The organism is Curtobacterium sp. AC272 (genome assembly GCF_979258155.1).
The window spans coordinates 3,011,678-3,028,367 of record NZ_OZ409838.1 but is presented as its reverse complement, the minus strand read 5'-3'; the positions used below and the strand labels follow the sequence as shown (position 1 = coordinate 3,028,367).

Here is a 16,690-nt window from a genome sequence, read left to right as displayed (position 1 = left end):
GCGGTCTACGGCTCGGGGACCGCCACGATCCGGTTCTGGTACGCCCACACCACGGCCTGCAACCGCGACCGGACCCCGAGCTTCGGGAGCATCCGCGCCAGGTGCGACTTCACGGTCGAGACCTCGAGCACGAGTGCGACCGCGATCTCCTCGTTCGACATGCCCTGGGCGAGCAGCAGCAGGACCTCGCGTTCGCGGGCGGTGAGCACCCCGTCGGCCCGGTCCCCCGACACCGGTTGCAGGCTCCGGCGCGACACGAACTCACGCAGCACCCGCCGGGTCAGGGCGTGGTCGAGCGTCCCGTTCCCCGCGGCGACCTGCCGCACGGCGTCGACGATGGTGTCCGGCTCGGCGTCCTTGAGCAGGAACCCGGAGGCACCGGCCTCGAGCGCCCCGAACACGTAGTCGTCCAGGTCGAACGTCGTGAGCATCAGCACCGGGATCGCCGGGTCGGCGTCGGGAGCGCAGAACAACCGCGCGAGCTCGATGCCGTTCAGCACCGGCATCCGGATGTCCAGGCAGGCGACGTCGGGCCGCAACGAGCGCGCCAGCGCGAGCGCCTCGCCGCCGTCGGCGGCCACGCCGACCACCTCGATGTCGGCCTCCGCGCCGAGGAGCGCGGACACCCCGGCCTGGACCAGCGGCTGGTCGTCCGCCACCAGCACGCGGATCACGCGACCACCTCGTCACCGTCGGCGGCCTGCGCGACTGCGGCAGGTGCCTCCCGTCCGAGCGCCAGCTCCACCAGCCATCCGCCGGTGGCGGTGGGACCGGTCTGGAGGCTCGCCCCCACCAGGTCCGCCCGCTCGCGCATCCCCCGCAGGCCGTTGCCGCCCGACGGTGAGGTCGGCGCTGCCGGAGCGGCGGTCGGTGCGTTCTCCACCCGGATCACCACCCGGGTCGGGTCGCGGTCGTCGACGGTGACCGTGCACGGGGCGGACGGGGCGTGCAGGGCGGCGTTGGCCAGCGCCTCCTGCACCGTCCGGTAGGCGGCGAGCTGCGCGAGCGGACCGACGCCGTCGGCCAGCGACTGTGCTCCTCGCGCGTGGTCGCCAGCGAGCACGTCGAGGCGCACGTCACTGCGGAACCGGGCACGCTCGACCAGGTCGACGATGCCGGCGACCGTCTCGACCGCGCGTTCGGCGGGGACGTCCTCGCGGAGGAGCCCGACCAGTCGACGCAGGTCGTCGAGGACGGCGGTGCTCTGCTCCCGCACCTGACGGGCACCCTCGTGCGCGCGCTCCGGGTCGCTGTCGATCTGCCGGTCGATGACGGCGGCCATCAGGGCGATGCCGGACAGGTGGTGGGCGGCGATGTCGTGGAGCTCGCGGGCCATGGCGGCCCGTTCGCGGGACACCGCGGCGTCGACCAGGGCGTCCTGCTCACGGAAGACCGCGCTCGCCTCGGCGGTGCGGGCGGCGCGGACCTCGCGGCGGGAGCGCACCAGCAGGGTGACCAGGAGCGGGAGCCCGACGGCGCCGACGGCCTGCAGGACGCCCTGGCCGGCGGACCCGGTGAGGCCCTGGACGACGTCACCACGACCGGCACCGGAGGCCTGGTAGAACCCGATCGACTGCCCCACCACGACCAGTGCGGCGGCCCCGAGCAGCGCCGGCCAGAGTCGCACCAGCGGGACCCGCAGTGCCGCGAGGACCACGGCCACGACCACCGGCAGGGCGGTCAGGCCGAACAGCGCGAAGGCCTGCGGAGCGAGGCCCGCGACCAGCACCGGCATCGCTGCGACCAGGAGCAGCACCGTGCGGGGTGCGCGACGGGCGGCGAGCAGGACCGCCGCCTGTGCCAGCAACCCGGCGGCCAGGACGGTCCAGGCGGTGCTGAGCGGTGCCGGGGCGGTCGCGCCGAGGGTCGATCCGTCGGGGTCGATCGCGTCGAGCGGGGGCAGGCCGACGAGCAGGCCGAGGGCCACGACGGCCGTGCCGAGCGCGACGAGCACGTCGACGCGGCGGTCGCGGGTGCGCTGCGCGCCGTCGCGCTGCGTGCGGGTGCGCGGGTCAGCGGAGGCCATCGTGTGATCCTACGAGGCGCGTGCGGGCGGGGACCGGGGCATCGATCGGCAGCGCGCGGCGAACCGGGTCGTAGCCCAGGCGGCCGCGGGTCACGACGAGGAGCACCGCGGCGGCGACGGTCGAGGTGATGGTCAGGCCGATCATCAGCGTGCCGGCGGTCATGCTCGGGTACATCTCCGGGAACAGCGTCGAGATCGTGTTGTTCACGCCGACGTGCAACAGCAGGGCGAGGGGCAGGCTCTCGCCGGTCTTGTTGAACACCTGGATCATCACGACGTTGAACGTGATCGTGAACAGGGCGAAGACGACGGGCTCGCTCCAGTGCGCGTTCGGCCACCCGCCCCAGTCGCTGAGGTAGAGCGGCATGTGCCAGAGCGCCCAGATCGGACCGAGGATCGCCGCGGCTCCGAGCCCGCCGAAACGGTGCTGCAGGCGGGGCAGGGCGAAGTCGCGCCAGCCGGGCTCCTCGCTCAGGCCGGTGGAGAACAGCTGGATGAGCAGGCCCGGCACCAGGGCGGCGAACGCCAACGCCGAGGGAGCGCGCACGTCACCGCCGGCGAAGGGCAGTGCGGACGCGACGATCATGGCCGGCACGACGACGAGCGCCAGGGCGTACCAGTACCAGGCGACCCGCCAACGGAACAGCCGACCGACCCAGCGACGCAGCCCCGCACGACCGTCGGCGACCGCGGTGACGATGAACGCGCCGCCCAACGGACCGAGCAGCGCCCCGGGCAGCACGCCGGTGAACTGCGCCGTGCCGAGGACCTCGGGGAAGTGCAGGTCCCACACGCCCAGGCCGTGCGGCGACAGGATGTACGGGATCCACGCCAGCCAGCTCAGGCCGAGCGCGAGGGTGAAGAAGGACGCGAGCGGGTGCCGGGCGACGACGCCGCTGACTCCCCCACGCTCCTGCGGAGTGGTGCCGGCGGAGGGCCGGACTTCGGTGGTGTTCGTCATGCTGTCGACGCTAGGAACTGCGGCGTCGCGGGACGACCGGCTTCGGGATGCACCTGCCGGAGTTGCATCGAAAGGTGCAGGCGGTGGCGGTGGCGCGGCGGTGGCGCGGCGCGGCGCGGCGCGGCGCGGCGCGGCGCGGCGCACGGTGCGGTGTCCGCCGGCCCGTGCGAGGTTGACCGCTCCGTGCGCCGCTACAACCCCGCACCGAGCCACCAACCTCGCACCGGACGAACAAGCCCGCACCGTGCGAGTCAGCGCGGCGTCAGCGCAGCGCGGCCCGGAGGGCGTCGGCGATCAGCGCGAGCGCGGCGTCGATCTCATCCGCGACCCGAGCGTGGGTCGCCTCGGACCGGCGGTAGGGGTCGTCGACGTCGTCGTCCGCGGGGTCGGCCAGCGGCGGGACGGTGCCGCGCAGGCGTGCGACCCGTTCGACCAGCGCCTCGGGCGAGTGCACGTCGGCCAGGTCACCGGGCTCGAGCCCCGCGAGCACCCGCGCGAACTGCTTGATGGTGAACGCCCGCTTCGTCGCCCGGGGAGCGAGCGACACCACGGCCGCGCGGTGCGACCGTTCGGCCGTCAGCACCAGGTCGGCCTCCTCGACGATCGCGGCCGTCAGGTACCGCGAGCCGTGCCCGGACGGGTCACCGCCGAGCCGGACGGACTGCGCCGCGGCGGCGCCGTCCATCGCGGCACCGTCGTCGGCGATGGTGCCGGCGGACTCGACCACGAACGCCGCAGCGTCCGGGCCGAGTCGCGCCGTCAGGACCTGCGCGCCGAGCGGCGAACGGCAGATGTTGCCGCTGCAGACGAACAGGACCCGCATCGTCAGGCGCCGGCGCCGAGCAGGTCGTGCCGGACGACGATGGCGTCGCGGCCCGGACCGACACCGATCGCGGAGATCCGCGCGCCGGACATCGCCTCGACCGCCAGCACGTAGTCCTGCGCGTTCTTCGGCAGGTCCTCGAACGAACGGGCACCGGTGATGTCCTCGGTCCAACCGGGGAACTCTTCGTACACGGGCTTCGCGTGGTGGAAGTCGGACTGGTTCACGGGGACCTCGTCCACGCGGACGCCGTCCACCTCGTACGCGACGCACACGGGGATCGTCGACAGCCCGGTCAGCACGTCGAGCTTGGTGAGCACGAAGTCGGTCACGCCGTTGATGCGCGCGGTGTACCGGGCGATCGGGGCGTCGTACCAACCGCAGCGGCGCGGACGGCCCGTGGTGGTGCCGAACTCGAAGCCGTTGGCGCGCAGGAACTCGCCGGACTCGTCGAACAGCTCGGTCGGGAACGGACCGGCACCGACGCGGGTCGTGTACGCCTTGACGATGCCGATGATGCGCTCGAGCTTGCCCGGGCCGATACCGGAACCGGTCGCGGCGCCACCGGCGGTCGCCGACGACGACGTCACGAACGGGTAGGTGCCGTGGTCGACGTCGAGCATGGTCGCCTGACCGGCCTCGAACAGGACGGTGTCGCCACGCTCCAGGGCACGGTGGATCTCGAGGGCGGTGTCCGCGACCATCGGACGCAGGCGCTCGGCGTAGGACAGCAGCGACTCGACCACTTCTTCGGCGTCGATCGCGCGGCGGTTGAACACCTTGACGAGCAGGTGGTTCTTCTGGTCGAGGGCCGCTTCGACCTTCTGACGCAGGATGTTCTCGTCGAAGATGTCCTGGATGCGGATGCCGACGCGGTTGATCTTGTCGGCGTAGGACGGGCCGATGCCGCGACCGGTCGTGCCGATCTGGCGCTTGCCGAGGAACCGCTCCGTCACCTTGTCGATGGTGCGGTGGTAGTGCGTGATGAGGTGGGCGTTCGCCGACACGAGCAGCTTCGAGGTGTCGACGCCGCGGGCCTTCAGCGCGTCGAGTTCCTGGAACAGCACCTCGAGGTCGACGACCACGCCGTTGCCGATGATCGGCGTGACGCCGGGCGTGAGGATGCCGGAGGGCAGCAGGTGCAGCGCGTACTTCTCGCCGCCGACGACGACGGTGTGGCCGGCGTTGTTGCCGCCGTTGAACTTCACGACGTAGTCGATGCGGGAGCCGAGGAGGTCGGTGGCCTTCCCCTTGCCCTCGTCGCCCCACTGGGCTCCGATGATGACTGCTGCGGGCATCTGGTTCTCCTCACGTTGGCGGAGGACCTCACGCGACCAGGCGGGCCGGTGGTCCACCCGAGTCTATCGGACGGCCACCTCCGCGCCACCTGGCGCATGCAAGCGGTCAGCGCTCAGGCGCGGAAGAAGTCCTGGTACGACGGGTCGCCGACGGGCTGCGAGTAGCCGGGCTCGGCGAGACGCTGCTCGATCATCGCCTGGACGACGTCGGGCGGGGTGAGCCTCCGGCGGCGCCACTCGGTCGGGTTGGCCCGGAGCTGGCTCAGCGTGTTCTGCATGCTGCAACCCTGGCATCGAGTAACTAGTTTGTCTAACTACCTGTCCTGATTCCGCGTCTGCGGCCTGCCGGACCTACTTCGCGAGCAGAAGATGTCGGGTCCGAACGCGGGACCCGACATCTTCTGCTCACCGTGTGCGGCGCGCGGACGCGCTCGCGGCCGCTACTTGCGCGCGACCTTCGCGGTCGGCTTGGACGTCGCGGTGCCGTCCTTGTAGCCCGAGGCGTGCGCGGTCACCTTGACGGAGAACTTGTGTCCCGCGTCGGACGTGCCGAGCTTGTACGTCGCAGCGGTGGCCTTCTTGACGACCTTGCCGTCGCGGAGCCACTGGTACTTGTACGTCGCCTTCGTCGTGCTCCACTTGCCGTGGTTGGCCGACAACTTCGAGCCGACCTTCGCCGTCCCGCTGACCGTCACCTTGCTGCCCGCGGCGAGCGCGAGCGTGGGCGGGGTCACCGAGATCGTCGATGTGCCGGCCTGCTTGCCCGACGCGTTGCCGAGGTGCAGGAGCAGCACGGTGGCCTTCGTAACACCCGACGCTCGGGTGACCCGGAGGGCGCCGGAGTCGGCGAACAGGACGCCGGTGCTGCGGCCCTGCGCGAAGGACAGTGCCGGCTTCGACGGGTCGAACGAGGCACTCTTCGTCTCGTCCACCACGGACGAACCGGTGGTCGCGGCACCCGGGGCGTACGCCGACTCGGTGAGGACCGAGTAGGTGAACGGCCCCTTCGCACCGATCAGCGCACCCGTGGTCGTGAGCACCTTCACCGAGCTGTCGAAGGTGTTGACGTCCTGGCCGGGTGCCCCGCCGTTCAGCGGCTGGACGTCGACGACCGGGTCGACGTCCGGGTCGTCCGACGCGGCCTTGGCCAGGTCGATCGTCGTCGCGAACGTCGCGTCCACCGCGGCGGACTTGGCGTTGTAGACCAGGTAGTCGGGCTCGCCGTCACGGTTCGTGTCGATGAGCACCTCGACGTTGGTCACGGCGCCGGGGTTGGCGTCGGGACCGGCCGTCTGGATGCCGAACGCGATCGTGTCCGAGGCCTTGTCGTAGCTCGCGCCGTAGGAGCGGATGTCCGCCGCCTGCAGCGAGCGCTCCGCCGAGCCGGCCGGGAACGACTCGACCGGGTCGGTCCCGCCGAGCACGAACGGTGCGACGGCGGCGTGGTAGCCGGTCGTCAGGCCGCCCTGGTCGACGGTGCGCCCCGTGAGCTTCAGGTCGGCCGACTTGCCCGGGCCGGTGAAGGCGACGGTGGAGCGACCCTGCACGGAGCTGACGGGCTTCGGTGCGAGGTACGCACCGACGCGCAGCGGCACCGCGGTCGTGTCGGTCGGCGTGAACGCCACGATGCCCGAGGCGGCGCTGACGAACTCGCGCTGGTAGCCCTGCTGCACCGACTCCTGGGTGGGGTCGATGACGCGGCGGAGCTTCGTCGGGTCGGCGATCGTGAAGGTGAGCTTCACCGTCGCGGTGCGGTTCGCCGGGACGGTGACCCGCTTCGTGTTGAGCGCGAACGTCACGCCGGGCTGCGACACCTGCGGCTGGTAGGCCACGTCGTAGGTGTGCGCGACGCCGTCGGTGTTCGCGATCTGCAGGGTGCGGCTCTCGGTCGTCGCGCTCGAGACCTCGACGACACCGAACGAGGCGGTGACGAGCAGGTCGTTCTCGACGCTCCGCACGGTGGTGCCGGCGGTCACGGCCTGCAGGGCGTCGACGCGTCCGGTGCCCTGCCGGAGCAGGGTCGCCGATCGCGAGCCGTCCTTGACGTCGTGCGTCGCCGTGTTCATGAGCGCCGCCTTGACCTGCGGTGCGCTCCACTCGGGGTGCGACTGGAAGGTCAGCGCCGCGATGCCCGCGACGTCCGGCGTCGCCATCGACGTGCCGCTCATCGACATGCGGCCGTCACCCGTGCCGTTGGCCGCCGAGATCACGTTGACCCCGGGGCCGGCGATGTCCGGCTTGACGATGTCGTCGAACGAACCGTGCACGCCGCGGCTGGTGAACCCGGCGAGCGTGTTCACGGCCTCCGGGTCGGTGGCGAGTTCGAAGGCCTTGAGCTCGTCCGCGAAGCGCACGTGCAGGGTCCCCGCCTTGGCAGCTGCCTGGAGGCTCGTGGCGGCACCCAGCGTCAGCTCGGCTCCGGGGATGGTCGCGTTTCCGGCGATCCCCCCGTCGAACGTGTTGATCGTGCCCGCCAGCAGGACGCCGACGCCGCCGGCGGCCTTGACGTTGTCGAAGCGGGTCTTGGAGCCGCACTCGAGGGCGCCGTCGGTCCACTTCAGCCAGACGACCTTGCCCGCGATCTTCGCGGCGTCGGCGGCGCTGAACGCGGCGCAGCCGTCGATGTTCGCGGTCGGGACCACGACGTCACCTTCGACCGGCAGCGTGCCCGTGAAGTCCTGCGAGTACTGCGACCGGTAGGTCTTCGCGACGTTCGCGGGGGCCGTGACCTGCACGCCGTCGTAGAGCGACTGGCCGGTGGCGCTCGCGGCGACGGTGAGCGCACCCTCGGCGTTGCCCGGCGAGCCACCGATGTCGGTGAAGTCGTCGGCGTTGCCCGAGGCGATCACGGGAAGGACCCCACGTGCGGTCAGCGCGTCGATCTTGGCGTTGTCGGGGTCGTCCGGTGCGCCGTAGTCGGAGCCGAGCGACAGGTTCAGGACGTTGATGTCCTTGCCCTCGGTGAGCGCCTGGCCCACCCAGTCGAGCGCGGCGCCCGTGACGTCGGTCGAACCGCCGCCGTCACCGAACACCTTGAGGGCGTAGAGGCCCGCCTCGGGCGCGGTGCCCGGACCGATCCACATGTCCTGCACCTGCTGCGTGGTGAGCTTGGTGTAGTCGCCGTCGAACTGCTGCTTGTCGGCGGTCAGGCCGTAGCCCGCGATCGAACCGGACACGTGCGTGCCGTGGTCGCCGCCCGTGCCGTCGATCGGGTTGTCGTCCGGAGCCGGCACCGGGTCGTAGGCCGGGTCGGTCGGGTCGGCGTTGTACGTCGCACCGGCGAAGTCGTACCCGCCGAGGAACTTCGACGCGTCGTACAGGCTGGGGTCCGGGGCGCCGGAGCTCGCGTTCGCCAGGGCCTGCTGGTAGGCCGCGGTGGTGCCGGGTCCGCCGAAGTCCGCCTGCGTGTAGTCCAGGCCGGTGTCGAGGACGGCGACGTTGACGTCCTTGCCGGTGTGGCCGGTCTGCTGCCAGGCGTTGAGCGAGCGCGTGTAGACGTCGCTCGCGGCGTTCTTGGGCGAGACGCCGTCGGCGCCCGGCTTCACCAGGCTCGGGTCCACACCGGACGGTGCGGCGCTCGCGTCGGCGTTGACCGTCGGCTCGACGATCTTCTTCGGCGTGAGCGGGATGATGCTCTCGACGTCGGAGCGCTTCGCGATGTCCTGCAGCGCGGAGACGTCGGCGACGACCGCGACACCGGGGACGGTGTACTCGGTCGAGTAGAGCTCGGTGGAGTCGGCGTCGGCGCGCTTGACGGCTGCGCGGACGGCCGCGGTGGTCGACTCGATCGCCTTGACGCGGCTCTTCGCTGCCGAGGACTGGGTCCGCGACTTGGCGAGGTCACCGCCCTTCGCGGCGGCGTCCACCTCGAGGGCACCCTGGCCTGTGGTGCGCACGAAGGCGGCGACGGTCTTGGTGGGCTTGGCGTCACGCAGCGGTGCGGAGAGCTTCAGGTCGGCCACCGACACCCCGGTCGGAGCTGCGGAGGCCGCGCCCCCGACTGCGAGGCCGCCGCACGTCAGGGCCACGGCGGCGATGCCGGCGGTCAGGACGCGTGCGATGCGGTGGGAGTTCGGGTTCGGGTCGTGGTTCGGTGTTGCACGGTTCAAAGAGGGCACTCCAGGCTCAGTCCGTGGTTCGCATGAGATTGCTGTGAAGTTATGCGCTTACATTCAGAAAGGGCAGTCCGCACTTGGGGGACACCCCCGTTCGAGGGCCGGTGTTCCTGTTAAGTTGCACACACGTGTGCACGTTATTACGATGGGGTTCGTGACCACTGCTTCCCACCACGCACGCGCACCCCGCCGCGACGCGACCGAGAACCGGGCAGCCCTCCTCGACGCGGCACGGACCTGCCTGCAACGCGATCCGGACGCCTCCATCGAGACGATCGCCGCGGCCGCCGGACTCTCGCGCCGCGCGGTGTACGGACATTTCCCGTCACGGGACGACCTCGTGCGCGAGGTCGTGACCTCCGGTGCCGCTCGCATCGCCGCGGCCATGCCGACCACCTCGGACCTGCAGGAGCTGCCGCCGGCCGCGCGGCTCGCCGCGATCGCCGTGACGCTCTGGACCGAGGTCTCGCACGTCCGCTCCATGGCCAGGATCGCCGTGCGCAGCCCCTTCGCCGAGCCCGTCGCCGAGGTGTTCGCACCCCTGCGCGCTCAGGTCCGTCAAGCGTGCGCGCTCGGGATCGCCGAGGGCGCCATGCGCGACGACGTCGACCCGGCCACCCTCGGGCGTCTGGTCGAGGGCGCGTGCATCGCCGTCCTCGACGAGGCCACCCGGTCCGGCACCCCGGACGAGGCCGGACGGCGCATGGTGGTGCTGTCGGCGCTCGGCATGGCCGGCATCGACTGGCGCACCGCACTGCTGTCCGAACCCGCGGCCCCGGCCGCCGGCTCCGCTGTCTCCCCCGTGAAGGACCCCGCATGACGCTCGAACTGGACCACGTCGGCATCGGCGAGGAGCCCGGCGCGGCACTGCCCGTCGTCTCCGCCGTCGCCGCACCCGGACGCCCAGGGGTCGTCGCCGTCGAGACCGAGCAGGCCCCCGTGCTCGCCTCGCTCGTCGCCGGCGGCCGGATGCAGCCCGACACCGGGCGGCTGCTGCTCGACGGGCACGAGGACGCCGCCGCCGTGCGCCGTGCCTTCGCCCTCGTCGACACCCCGGGCGTCGCCGAGCCCTTCCCCGTGATGACCGTCAAGCAGATCGTGCACGAGGAGCTCGCGTTCGCCGCACAGCGCCCCTCGCGCGACCACGTCGACACCGTGCTCGAGGAACTCGGCCTGCGGCACTACGCCGACACCCCGGTCCAGCGGGTGCCGACCGCCGTGCGCGTCCGACTGCTCGTCGAGCTCGCCCTGCTCCGCGACGGCGTCACCGGCCTCGTCGTCACCGCGCCCGAGCGGCACGGCGGCGCCGTCGAGGAGTGGTTCGCGGTCCTCCGCGACGTCGCCCGACGCGGCGTCACCGTCGTGCTCGTCACCTCGAAGGCCGCAGCCGCGACCGTCGAGACGCTGCTCGACACCGTCGACACGACCGGAACCACCGACACGACCGGAACCATCGACACGACCGAAACCGAGGGTCCCGACGACGCGGCCCTGTCCGACGGAACCGAACCGGGCCTCCCGTCCAGCCCTTCCGTCACCGCAGAATCCGCAACCGTCCCGACGGAGGCAACCCCGTGACCACCACCTCGCTCGTCCGCGCCGAACTGGCGCGACTCACCGCGACCCCGCTCGCACGACTGGCGTTCATCGCCCTGATGATCGTGCCGCTGTTGTACGGCGGCGCGTACCTGTGGGCGAACCGCGACCCGTACGCCAAGCTCGACCAGATCCCCGCGGCGATCGTGAACCTCGACGCCGGGGCCACCCTCGACGGCGACCAGGTCGACTACGGCACCGACGTCACGAAGGAGGCGATCGACGGCGCCGACTTCAAGTGGACGAAGACCAGCGCCGCCGACGCGCGCTCCGGCGTGCGGAACGGCACCTACGACTTCGTCGTGACGATCCCGCACGACTTCTCCGAGCACCTGGTGTCCGCGCAGTCCGACGACCCGACGCAGGCGAAGCTCGTCATGACGACGGCCGACACGAACTCGTACCTGGCCTCGACGATCGCCGAGCAGGCGGGCAAGACCATGCGCACCGCCGTCGCCGAGCGCGTCGGCAAGCAGGCGGCGAAGACCCTGCTCGTCGGGCTCGCCGACGTCCGCGACAGCCTCGGCGACGCCGTGGACGGGGCCGATGAGCTCGCGTCCGGCACCGCGAAGGCGGACAAGGGTGCGCACCAGCTCGCCGACGGTACCGGCAAGCTGTCGTCCGGCGCAGCGGAGCTCGCGTCCGGCACGGCCGACCTGCCGTCGCAGACCCAGCAGCTGAACAGCGGGGCGCAGCAGGTGGCGTCGGGGGCGTCGACCCTGGCGTCCGGGCTGGCCAGCGCACAGCAGCAGACCGCTGCGCTGCCGTCGCAGACGCAGCAGTTGAACGACGGGGCGCAGAAGGTCGCCGCCGGCAACAAGCGGCTCGCCGACCAGATCGACGGGTACAGCTCCGACGTCGACGCACTGCAGCCGCTCGATGCCGACACCGTGCTCGCCGGGATCACCGACAACCTGCCCGAGGGTGTCGAGCTCACCGAGGAGCAGCAGGCCGCGCTGACCGCCACCGTCACGGATGCCGTCACGCAGGTGAACGCCACGGGCGCACAGGCGAAGAAGACCTACGCCACCGCGAAGTCGTCGGTGGACCAGCTCCGCGACGGATCGGCCCAGGTCGCGGCCGGTACCTCGTCGTTGGCGGCCGCGACTCCCGAGCTGTCCTCCGGCATCGCGTCGGCGGCGACCGGGGCGTCCACGCTCTCGTCGGGCGCCTCGCAGGTGGCAGCCGGCACGTCTGCGCTCGCGTCCGCCGCACCCACGCTGTCGTCAGGTGCTTCGTCACTCGCCACGGGCGCAGCATCCGCCGACGAGGGTGCTTCGTCCCTCGCATCCGGGCTGGACGAGCTCAAGACCGGGTCCGCGAAGCTCGCCGCGTCACTCGACGAGGGCCGCACGAAGATCCCCGCGTCGAACGCCTCGGAGCGGGAGTCGCAGGCCTCGGTCATCTCCGACCCGGTGAAGGTCGGGGACGACAACGTCGCCGCCGCGTCGAACTACGGCGCCGGCCTCGCGCCGTTCTTCATCTCGCTCGCGGCCTGGATCGGCATGTACGCACTGTTCCTCATCCTCAAGCCGATCTCGAAGCGGGCGATCACCGCGGTGCGGAAGCCCTCGCGGTGGTGTTCGGCGGCTGGCTGACCCCGGCGCTGCTCGGCCTGGTGCAGATGGTGGCGCTGTTCTTCATCGTGCGGTTCGCCCTCGACCTGAACGTGGTGCACGTCGGCGGCACGATCGGGATCATGGTGCTCGCCTCGGCGACCTTCGCGGCGGTCATCATGGCGCTCAACGTGCTGCTCGGGTCGGTGGGACAGTTCCTCGGCCTGGTGCTCATGCTCGTACAGCTCGTCACCGCCGGCGGGACGTTCCCGTGGCAGACGCTGCCGGGGCCGTTGGCCGCGCTGCACTTCGCGCTGCCGATGACGTACTCGGTCGACGCGATCCGGCAGACGATGTACGGCGGGAACCTCGGCGCCGCGTGGTCCGACGCGGGCGTGCTGCTCTGCTGGCTGCTCGGGGCGCTGCTGGTGTCCTTCGTGGTCACGGCGCGGCAGACCCGCTCCCGCACGCTGCGCGACCTGCGCCCGAGCCTGATCGGGTAGCGCGGGGCGGGTTCGCGCGGGGGCGGGGTTCGCTTGGTGAGCAGAAATGGTCGGGTGGCGTCAGGCCACCCGACCATTTCTGCTCACGAAGTGCCGCGCCCGAGGGGCAACGACACCATCTCGCCGCCGAGGAACCGCAGGTCCTCCGGCGGCAGGTCCGCCCGATCGTCGGGGTCGAGCGCGCGGGACGCGTCGTCGCGCGGGACGAAGCCGATCGCCTCACCCGCGGTCAGGTCGGCCGGCGACCCGGTGTTCCGCGACAGCGCCCACACGACGTGGTGCCCCGGTTCGCGCAGGTCGACGGTCGCGAGCACCAGGCGCGCCAAGTCGTCGGGCGAGCTCCACATCAGGAGCGCTCGCGACGACGACGGCTGCTTCCCGAAGGCCCCGATGCGCGCCGAGACGATCGACATGTCGTACCGGTCGGCGAACAGGCTGCCGAGCAGTTCCATCCCCGCCTTCGTCACGCCGTAGTAGGTGTCCGGCCGCGGAGTCGATCGCCCGGCACGCTGCCCGGTTCGTCGAGCGGCTCGGGGACCCGGCCGACCGCGTGGATCGAGCTCGCGAGCAGTACCCGGAGCACCCCGGCTGCGGCCGCCCGCTCGAGCACGTTCTTCGTGCCGGTCAGGTTCGCCGCGAGCAGGTCGTCCCACGCGGCCTCGGTCGGGATCCCTGCCAGGTGCACCACCGTGTCCACCCCGGCGAGCGCGTCGTCCAGCGCAGCGGGGTCGTTCACCGAGCCGGAGACGAACCGCTCCCCGGCGACGACCGGGTCGTCGGGCGTCCGTTCGTCGAGCAGGACGAGGTCGTGTCCGGCCGCCAGGAGCCTGGGCCGGAGAGCCGCCCCGATGCGTCCTGCGGCCCCGGTGATGAGCAGCGTCGCCATGCGGCGGACGCTACCCCGGCGCGCGAGCAGTTCCCTCATGTGGTCGACGGCGCCCGCCGCGTGCACGCCCAGGTCGGACTTCGTCCACCGCACGACCGCCCAGCCGAGCCGCTCCATCTCGCGGTAGCGCCGCAGATCACGACCCCACTGCTCGGCGTCCGTCCGGTGCTGGTCCCCCTCGTACTCGATGACGATGCGCTGCTGCGGGTACGCCATGTCGACGCGCCCCACGAACCGCCCGGCCCGGTCGAGGACGTCGACCTGCAGCTTCGGTTCGGGCAGCCCGGCGCGCACGATGGCCAACCGTGCCCGGGTCTCCTGCGGTGAGCCAGCACCGACCCGCACGAGTTCGAGCGCCACCCGCAGCTTCCGGACGCCTGCGCGCGCCCGGCCCGGTCGAGCGCTCCGCGCAGGTCGTCGACCGTCGTGGCGCACCGCCGGATCGTGACGATCGCATCGCCCAGTGCGACCAGCTGGTCGATGCTCAGGAGCGCACCGCAGTCGACCCACATCGCCGCCGGAGTGCTCACGGGCATCCCCCAGCGCTCGGCGACGGCAGCCCGGTCGGCGGTGATGCGGTGTCCGACGACTCCGGTCCGACGTGGTTGGGCGGCGGGGATCAGACTCGTGATGTGCACCTTCCCTGCGGCACCGACGGGTAGCGGCAGCTCCCACAGCACGGCTGCCGAGAGGTGGCTGACGAACTGTCCGGGCAGCAGGATCGGCCGGAACGCCTCGGATCCGTTCGACGCCGTCGGGTGGGCGTCCCCGCGCCCAGCGGATCGATCGGGTCGGCCGGACCAGGTCTCGCCGTCGGAGTCGTTGTCGGCCGACACCCGCACGGTCAGCGGCCCTGACGTCGAACGAGCGGTACCGGAGGCGGGGTGGAAGTGGGCGTGCTCGCATGCCGTCCACACTCGCGCCCCCGCGCAGGGTGCACACGCGCGAACGCACCTTCCGTGCACAACGTGCCCCGGGCCTCCCGTGTGGAGGAGTGACCACCTGCACTTGGTGAGCAGAAACGGTCGAGTCCGCACCACGGACCCGACCATTTCTGCTCACGAAGCGCACCGACCCTCGCGCCCCGCGCCCCGCGCCCCACCCCGCGCATGTCACGTCAACCGCTACGATCGACGGACGAACCAACGGAGGTCGAAGCGCATCATGGGAGACGGCAAACCCGCGACCATCTACGACGTCGCCGCGCGCGCCGGGGTCTCGAAGTCCTCGTCTCCCTGGTGCTGCAGCGCTCCCCCCGGGTGAGTGACCAGCGCCGGGCCGCCGTGCTCACGGCGATCCAGGAGCTCGACTACCGGCCCTCCACCGCCGCCGTGTCCCTCGCCGGAACCCGCAGCCGCACCGTCGGCGTGGTCCTCGACGACTTCCGGAACCAGTGGTTCGTCGACCTGCTCACCGGGCTCCGCGAGGCCCTGCAGGACCAGGGCCACCGTCTCGTCGTCGCGGACCGGTTCCTCAACACGGGGCTCGACGCCTCGCCGGTCGAGGGCTTCCTGTCCATGCGCGTCGAGGGCATCGTCATCGCTGGCGAGCCCGACACCGACCTGGCGATCCCGGCGTCGATGCCCGTCGTCATCGCCGGTGGGCGTGTGTCGATCCCCCGCGCGGACACCGTGGCGAACGACGACCGGGCCGGCGGCGGGATGGCCGCGGAGCACCTGCTCGCGCTGGGCCACACGCGGCTCGGCTTCGTGGGGCGAGCTCGGCGGCGTCGAAGGAACGCCGCGCAGGGTTCGAGGGCGCGGCAGCCGGGGCGCCAGCGGCGGGCGGCCGCGCGACGGTCGCCGTCGTGGTCCTGCCCGGCGAACCCACCGAAGAGGCCGGATCCCGCGCCCTCGGCGCCCTGCTCGACGAGCACCCCGACGTCACCGCGGTGTTCGCCGCCAACGACGTGATGGCCCTCGGAGCACTGTCCGAACTCGCCGAACGCGGACTCCGGGTCCCCGAGGACGTCTCCGTCATCGGCTACGACGACACCCCCGTCGCCGCCACGCGCTACGTCGGCCTGACGAGCATCGACGACCGCAGTGTCGAGATCGGCCGCGGCGCCGGCGAGCGCCTGCTCGCCCGCATCGCCGACCCGGGGCTGGCCGCCACCGAGTCCCTGGTCGAGCCCCGCCTGGTCGCCCGCCGCACGACCGCCCCGCGCTGACGCGGCTGGTGGGAGGCCCGTCCCGCGTCCCTCACGCCCGCTTCGTGAGCAGGAATGGTCGGGTCCGGGGCCCGTACCCGACCATTTCTGCTCAGGAAGTCGCGTCGGCAGGCGCCGCGTGCTGCACGATCCACGAGTGCATGACGATCGCAGCCGCGGCCGAGGCGTTGATGCTCCGCGTCGACCCGAACTGCGTGATCTCCAGGTGCCCGGACGCCCCGGCCACCGCTTCGTCGGTGAGCCCGGGACCCTCCTGACCGAACAGGAACACGCACCGCTCCGGGATCGCCGCGGTCTCGATGCGCTCGGCACCGGGGGTGTTGTCGATCGCGATCACCGGGCGCTGCTCCTCGGCCATCGCGACCAGGAACGCCTGCACGTCGGGGTGGTACCGGACGTGCTGGTACCGGTCGGTCACCATCGCACCGCGCTTGTTCCAGCGCCGCCGCCCGATGATGTGGACCGTGCCCGCCAGGAACGCGTTGGCGCTCCGCACGATCGACCCGATGTTCAGGTCGTGCTGCCAGTTCTCGATCGCCACGTCGAACGCGTGCCGGCGGGTGTCGAGCTCGGCGACGATGGCGTCCATCGACCAGTACCGGAAGTGGTCGAGCACGTTCCGCGAGTCCCCCGCCGCCAGCAGCTCCGGGTCGAGCCGTGGGTCGTCGGGCCAGGGTTCCGGATGCGGGCCGACGCCGTTCGTCGTCAGTTCGTGCGACGGTTCGGGCGCAGTGGTCACCGCACCAGCGTACGGCC

14 protein-coding genes and 1 pseudogene are annotated in these 16,690 nt (G+C 72.0%); 5 read left to right on the top strand and 10 right to left on the bottom strand.

Annotation, left to right across the window (positions count from 1 at the left end; genetic code table 11):
• Nucleotides 1–5: 5 nt before the first annotated feature.
• The 7 genes from ACZZ0J_RS15570 to ACZZ0J_RS15540 all read right to left on the bottom strand — a co-directional run bounded on the left by ACZZ0J_RS15570 (nucleotide 6) and on the right by ACZZ0J_RS15540 (nucleotide 9,217).
• The gene (locus ACZZ0J_RS15570; protein ID WP_463437617.1) at nucleotides 6–674 is read right to left on the bottom strand and encodes a response regulator; all 669 of its coding nucleotides are present in this window, start codon (nucleotides 672–674) and stop codon (nucleotides 6–8) included.
• A complete protein-coding gene (locus ACZZ0J_RS15565; RefSeq protein ID WP_463437616.1) occupies nucleotides 671–2,026 on the bottom strand; it encodes a sensor histidine kinase in 1,356 nt (451 codons plus the stop codon). Before ACZZ0J_RS15565 ends, ACZZ0J_RS15570 begins: the two co-directional genes overlap by 4 nt.
• Entirely contained in the window at nucleotides 2,013–2,987 is a 975-nt protein-coding gene (locus ACZZ0J_RS15560; protein ID WP_463437615.1) for a CPBP family glutamic-type intramembrane protease, read from the bottom strand. The genes ACZZ0J_RS15565 and ACZZ0J_RS15560 overlap by 14 nt, the downstream gene beginning before the upstream one ends.
• Before the next feature lie 262 nt (nucleotides 2,988–3,249).
• On the bottom strand, nucleotides 3,250–3,810 hold the full coding sequence (locus ACZZ0J_RS15555) for an arsenate reductase/protein-tyrosine-phosphatase family protein (RefSeq protein WP_463437614.1): 561 nt from the start codon (nucleotides 3,808–3,810) through the stop codon (nucleotides 3,250–3,252).
• A 2-nt stretch (nucleotides 3,811–3,812) separates the two neighbouring features.
• Entirely contained in the window at nucleotides 3,813–5,108 is a 1,296-nt protein-coding gene (locus tag ACZZ0J_RS15550) for an adenylosuccinate synthase (RefSeq protein WP_194648482.1), read from the bottom strand.
• A 113-nt stretch (nucleotides 5,109–5,221) separates the two neighbouring features.
• Complete coding sequence (locus tag ACZZ0J_RS15545) at nucleotides 5,222–5,386, bottom strand: hypothetical protein (RefSeq protein ID WP_463437613.1); 165 nt, start codon at nucleotides 5,384–5,386, stop codon at nucleotides 5,222–5,224.
• A 162-nt stretch (nucleotides 5,387–5,548) separates the two neighbouring features.
• On the bottom strand, nucleotides 5,549–9,217 hold the full coding sequence (locus ACZZ0J_RS15540) for a S8 family peptidase (protein WP_463437612.1): 3,669 nt from the start codon (nucleotides 9,215–9,217) through the stop codon (nucleotides 5,549–5,551).
• Between the two features lie 160 nt (nucleotides 9,218–9,377).
• Here ACZZ0J_RS15540 and ACZZ0J_RS15535 point away from each other — a divergent pair, with 160 nt between their 5' ends.
• From ACZZ0J_RS15535 to ACZZ0J_RS15520, 4 genes are read left to right on the top strand one after another with little or no spacing between them, the layout of a single operon-like run.
• The gene (locus ACZZ0J_RS15535; protein WP_463437611.1) at nucleotides 9,378–10,043 is read left to right on the top strand and encodes a TetR/AcrR family transcriptional regulator; all 666 of its coding nucleotides are present in this window, start codon (nucleotides 9,378–9,380) and stop codon (nucleotides 10,041–10,043) included.
• Entirely contained in the window at nucleotides 10,040–10,801 is a 762-nt protein-coding gene (locus ACZZ0J_RS15530) for a P-loop NTPase family protein (protein WP_463437610.1), read from the top strand. The genes ACZZ0J_RS15535 and ACZZ0J_RS15530 overlap by 4 nt, the downstream gene beginning before the upstream one ends.
• On the top strand, nucleotides 10,798–12,417 hold the full coding sequence (locus ACZZ0J_RS15525) for a YhgE/Pip domain-containing protein (protein ID WP_463437609.1): 1,620 nt from the start codon (nucleotides 10,798–10,800) through the stop codon (nucleotides 12,415–12,417). Before ACZZ0J_RS15530 ends, ACZZ0J_RS15525 begins: the two co-directional genes overlap by 4 nt.
• Nucleotides 12,396–12,878, top strand: a complete 483-nt coding sequence (locus tag ACZZ0J_RS15520; protein ID WP_333924521.1) for a YhgE/Pip family protein — start codon at nucleotides 12,396–12,398, stop codon at nucleotides 12,876–12,878. The genes ACZZ0J_RS15525 and ACZZ0J_RS15520 overlap by 22 nt, the downstream gene beginning before the upstream one ends.
• An 83-nt stretch (nucleotides 12,879–12,961) precedes the next feature.
• On the opposite strand, the gene ACZZ0J_RS15515 is transcribed toward ACZZ0J_RS15520, so the two are convergent.
• Nucleotides 12,962–13,330 carry a hypothetical protein gene (locus ACZZ0J_RS15515; RefSeq protein WP_463437608.1) on the bottom strand — a complete coding sequence of 123 codons (369 nt, stop codon included), beginning with the start codon at nucleotides 13,328–13,330 and terminating at the stop codon, nucleotides 12,962–12,964.
• A gap of 11 nt (nucleotides 13,331–13,341) precedes the next feature.
• Nucleotides 13,342–14,124 (bottom strand): NAD-dependent epimerase/dehydratase family protein, encoded by a 783-nt coding sequence (locus ACZZ0J_RS15510; RefSeq protein ID WP_463437607.1) that lies wholly within the window; start codon nucleotides 14,122–14,124, stop codon nucleotides 13,342–13,344.
• Nucleotides 14,125–14,873: 749 nt separating this feature from the next.
• Between ACZZ0J_RS15510 and ACZZ0J_RS15505 the strand changes: the two are divergent.
• Nucleotides 14,874–15,934 (top strand): annotated as a pseudogene (locus ACZZ0J_RS15505) (LacI family DNA-binding transcriptional regulator).
• 91 nt (nucleotides 15,935–16,025) lie between these two features.
• On the opposite strand, the gene ACZZ0J_RS15500 reads toward ACZZ0J_RS15505, so the two are convergent.
• Entirely contained in the window at nucleotides 16,026–16,673 is a 648-nt protein-coding gene (locus ACZZ0J_RS15500; RefSeq protein ID WP_123340079.1) for a TrmH family RNA methyltransferase, read from the bottom strand.
• Nucleotides 16,674–16,690: the final 17 nt, after the last annotated feature.

Excerpts from the sequence above, each read along its gene's own strand:
- ACZZ0J_RS15565 (WP_463437616.1), bottom strand. The coding sequence starts at position 2,026 with ATGGCCTCCGCTGACCCGCGCACCCGCACGCAGCGCGACGGCGCGCAG.
- ACZZ0J_RS15560 (WP_463437615.1), bottom strand. The coding sequence starts at position 2,987 with ATGACGAACACCACCGAAGTCCGGCCCTCCGCCGGCACCACTCCGCAG.
- ACZZ0J_RS15555 (WP_463437614.1), bottom strand. The coding sequence starts at position 3,810 with ATGCGGGTCCTGTTCGTCTGCAGCGGCAACATCTGCCGTTCGCCGCTC.
- ACZZ0J_RS15550 (WP_194648482.1), bottom strand. The coding sequence starts at position 5,108 with ATGCCCGCAGCAGTCATCATCGGAGCCCAGTGGGGCGACGAGGGCAAG.
- ACZZ0J_RS15545 (WP_463437613.1), bottom strand. The coding sequence starts at position 5,386 with ATGCAGAACACGCTGAGCCAGCTCCGGGCCAACCCGACCGAGTGGCGC.
- ACZZ0J_RS15530 (WP_463437610.1), top strand. The coding sequence starts at position 10,040 with ATGACGCTCGAACTGGACCACGTCGGCATCGGCGAGGAGCCCGGCGCG.
- ACZZ0J_RS15515 (WP_463437608.1), bottom strand. The coding sequence starts at position 13,330 with ATGGAACTGCTCGGCAGCCTGTTCGCCGACCGGTACGACATGTCGATC.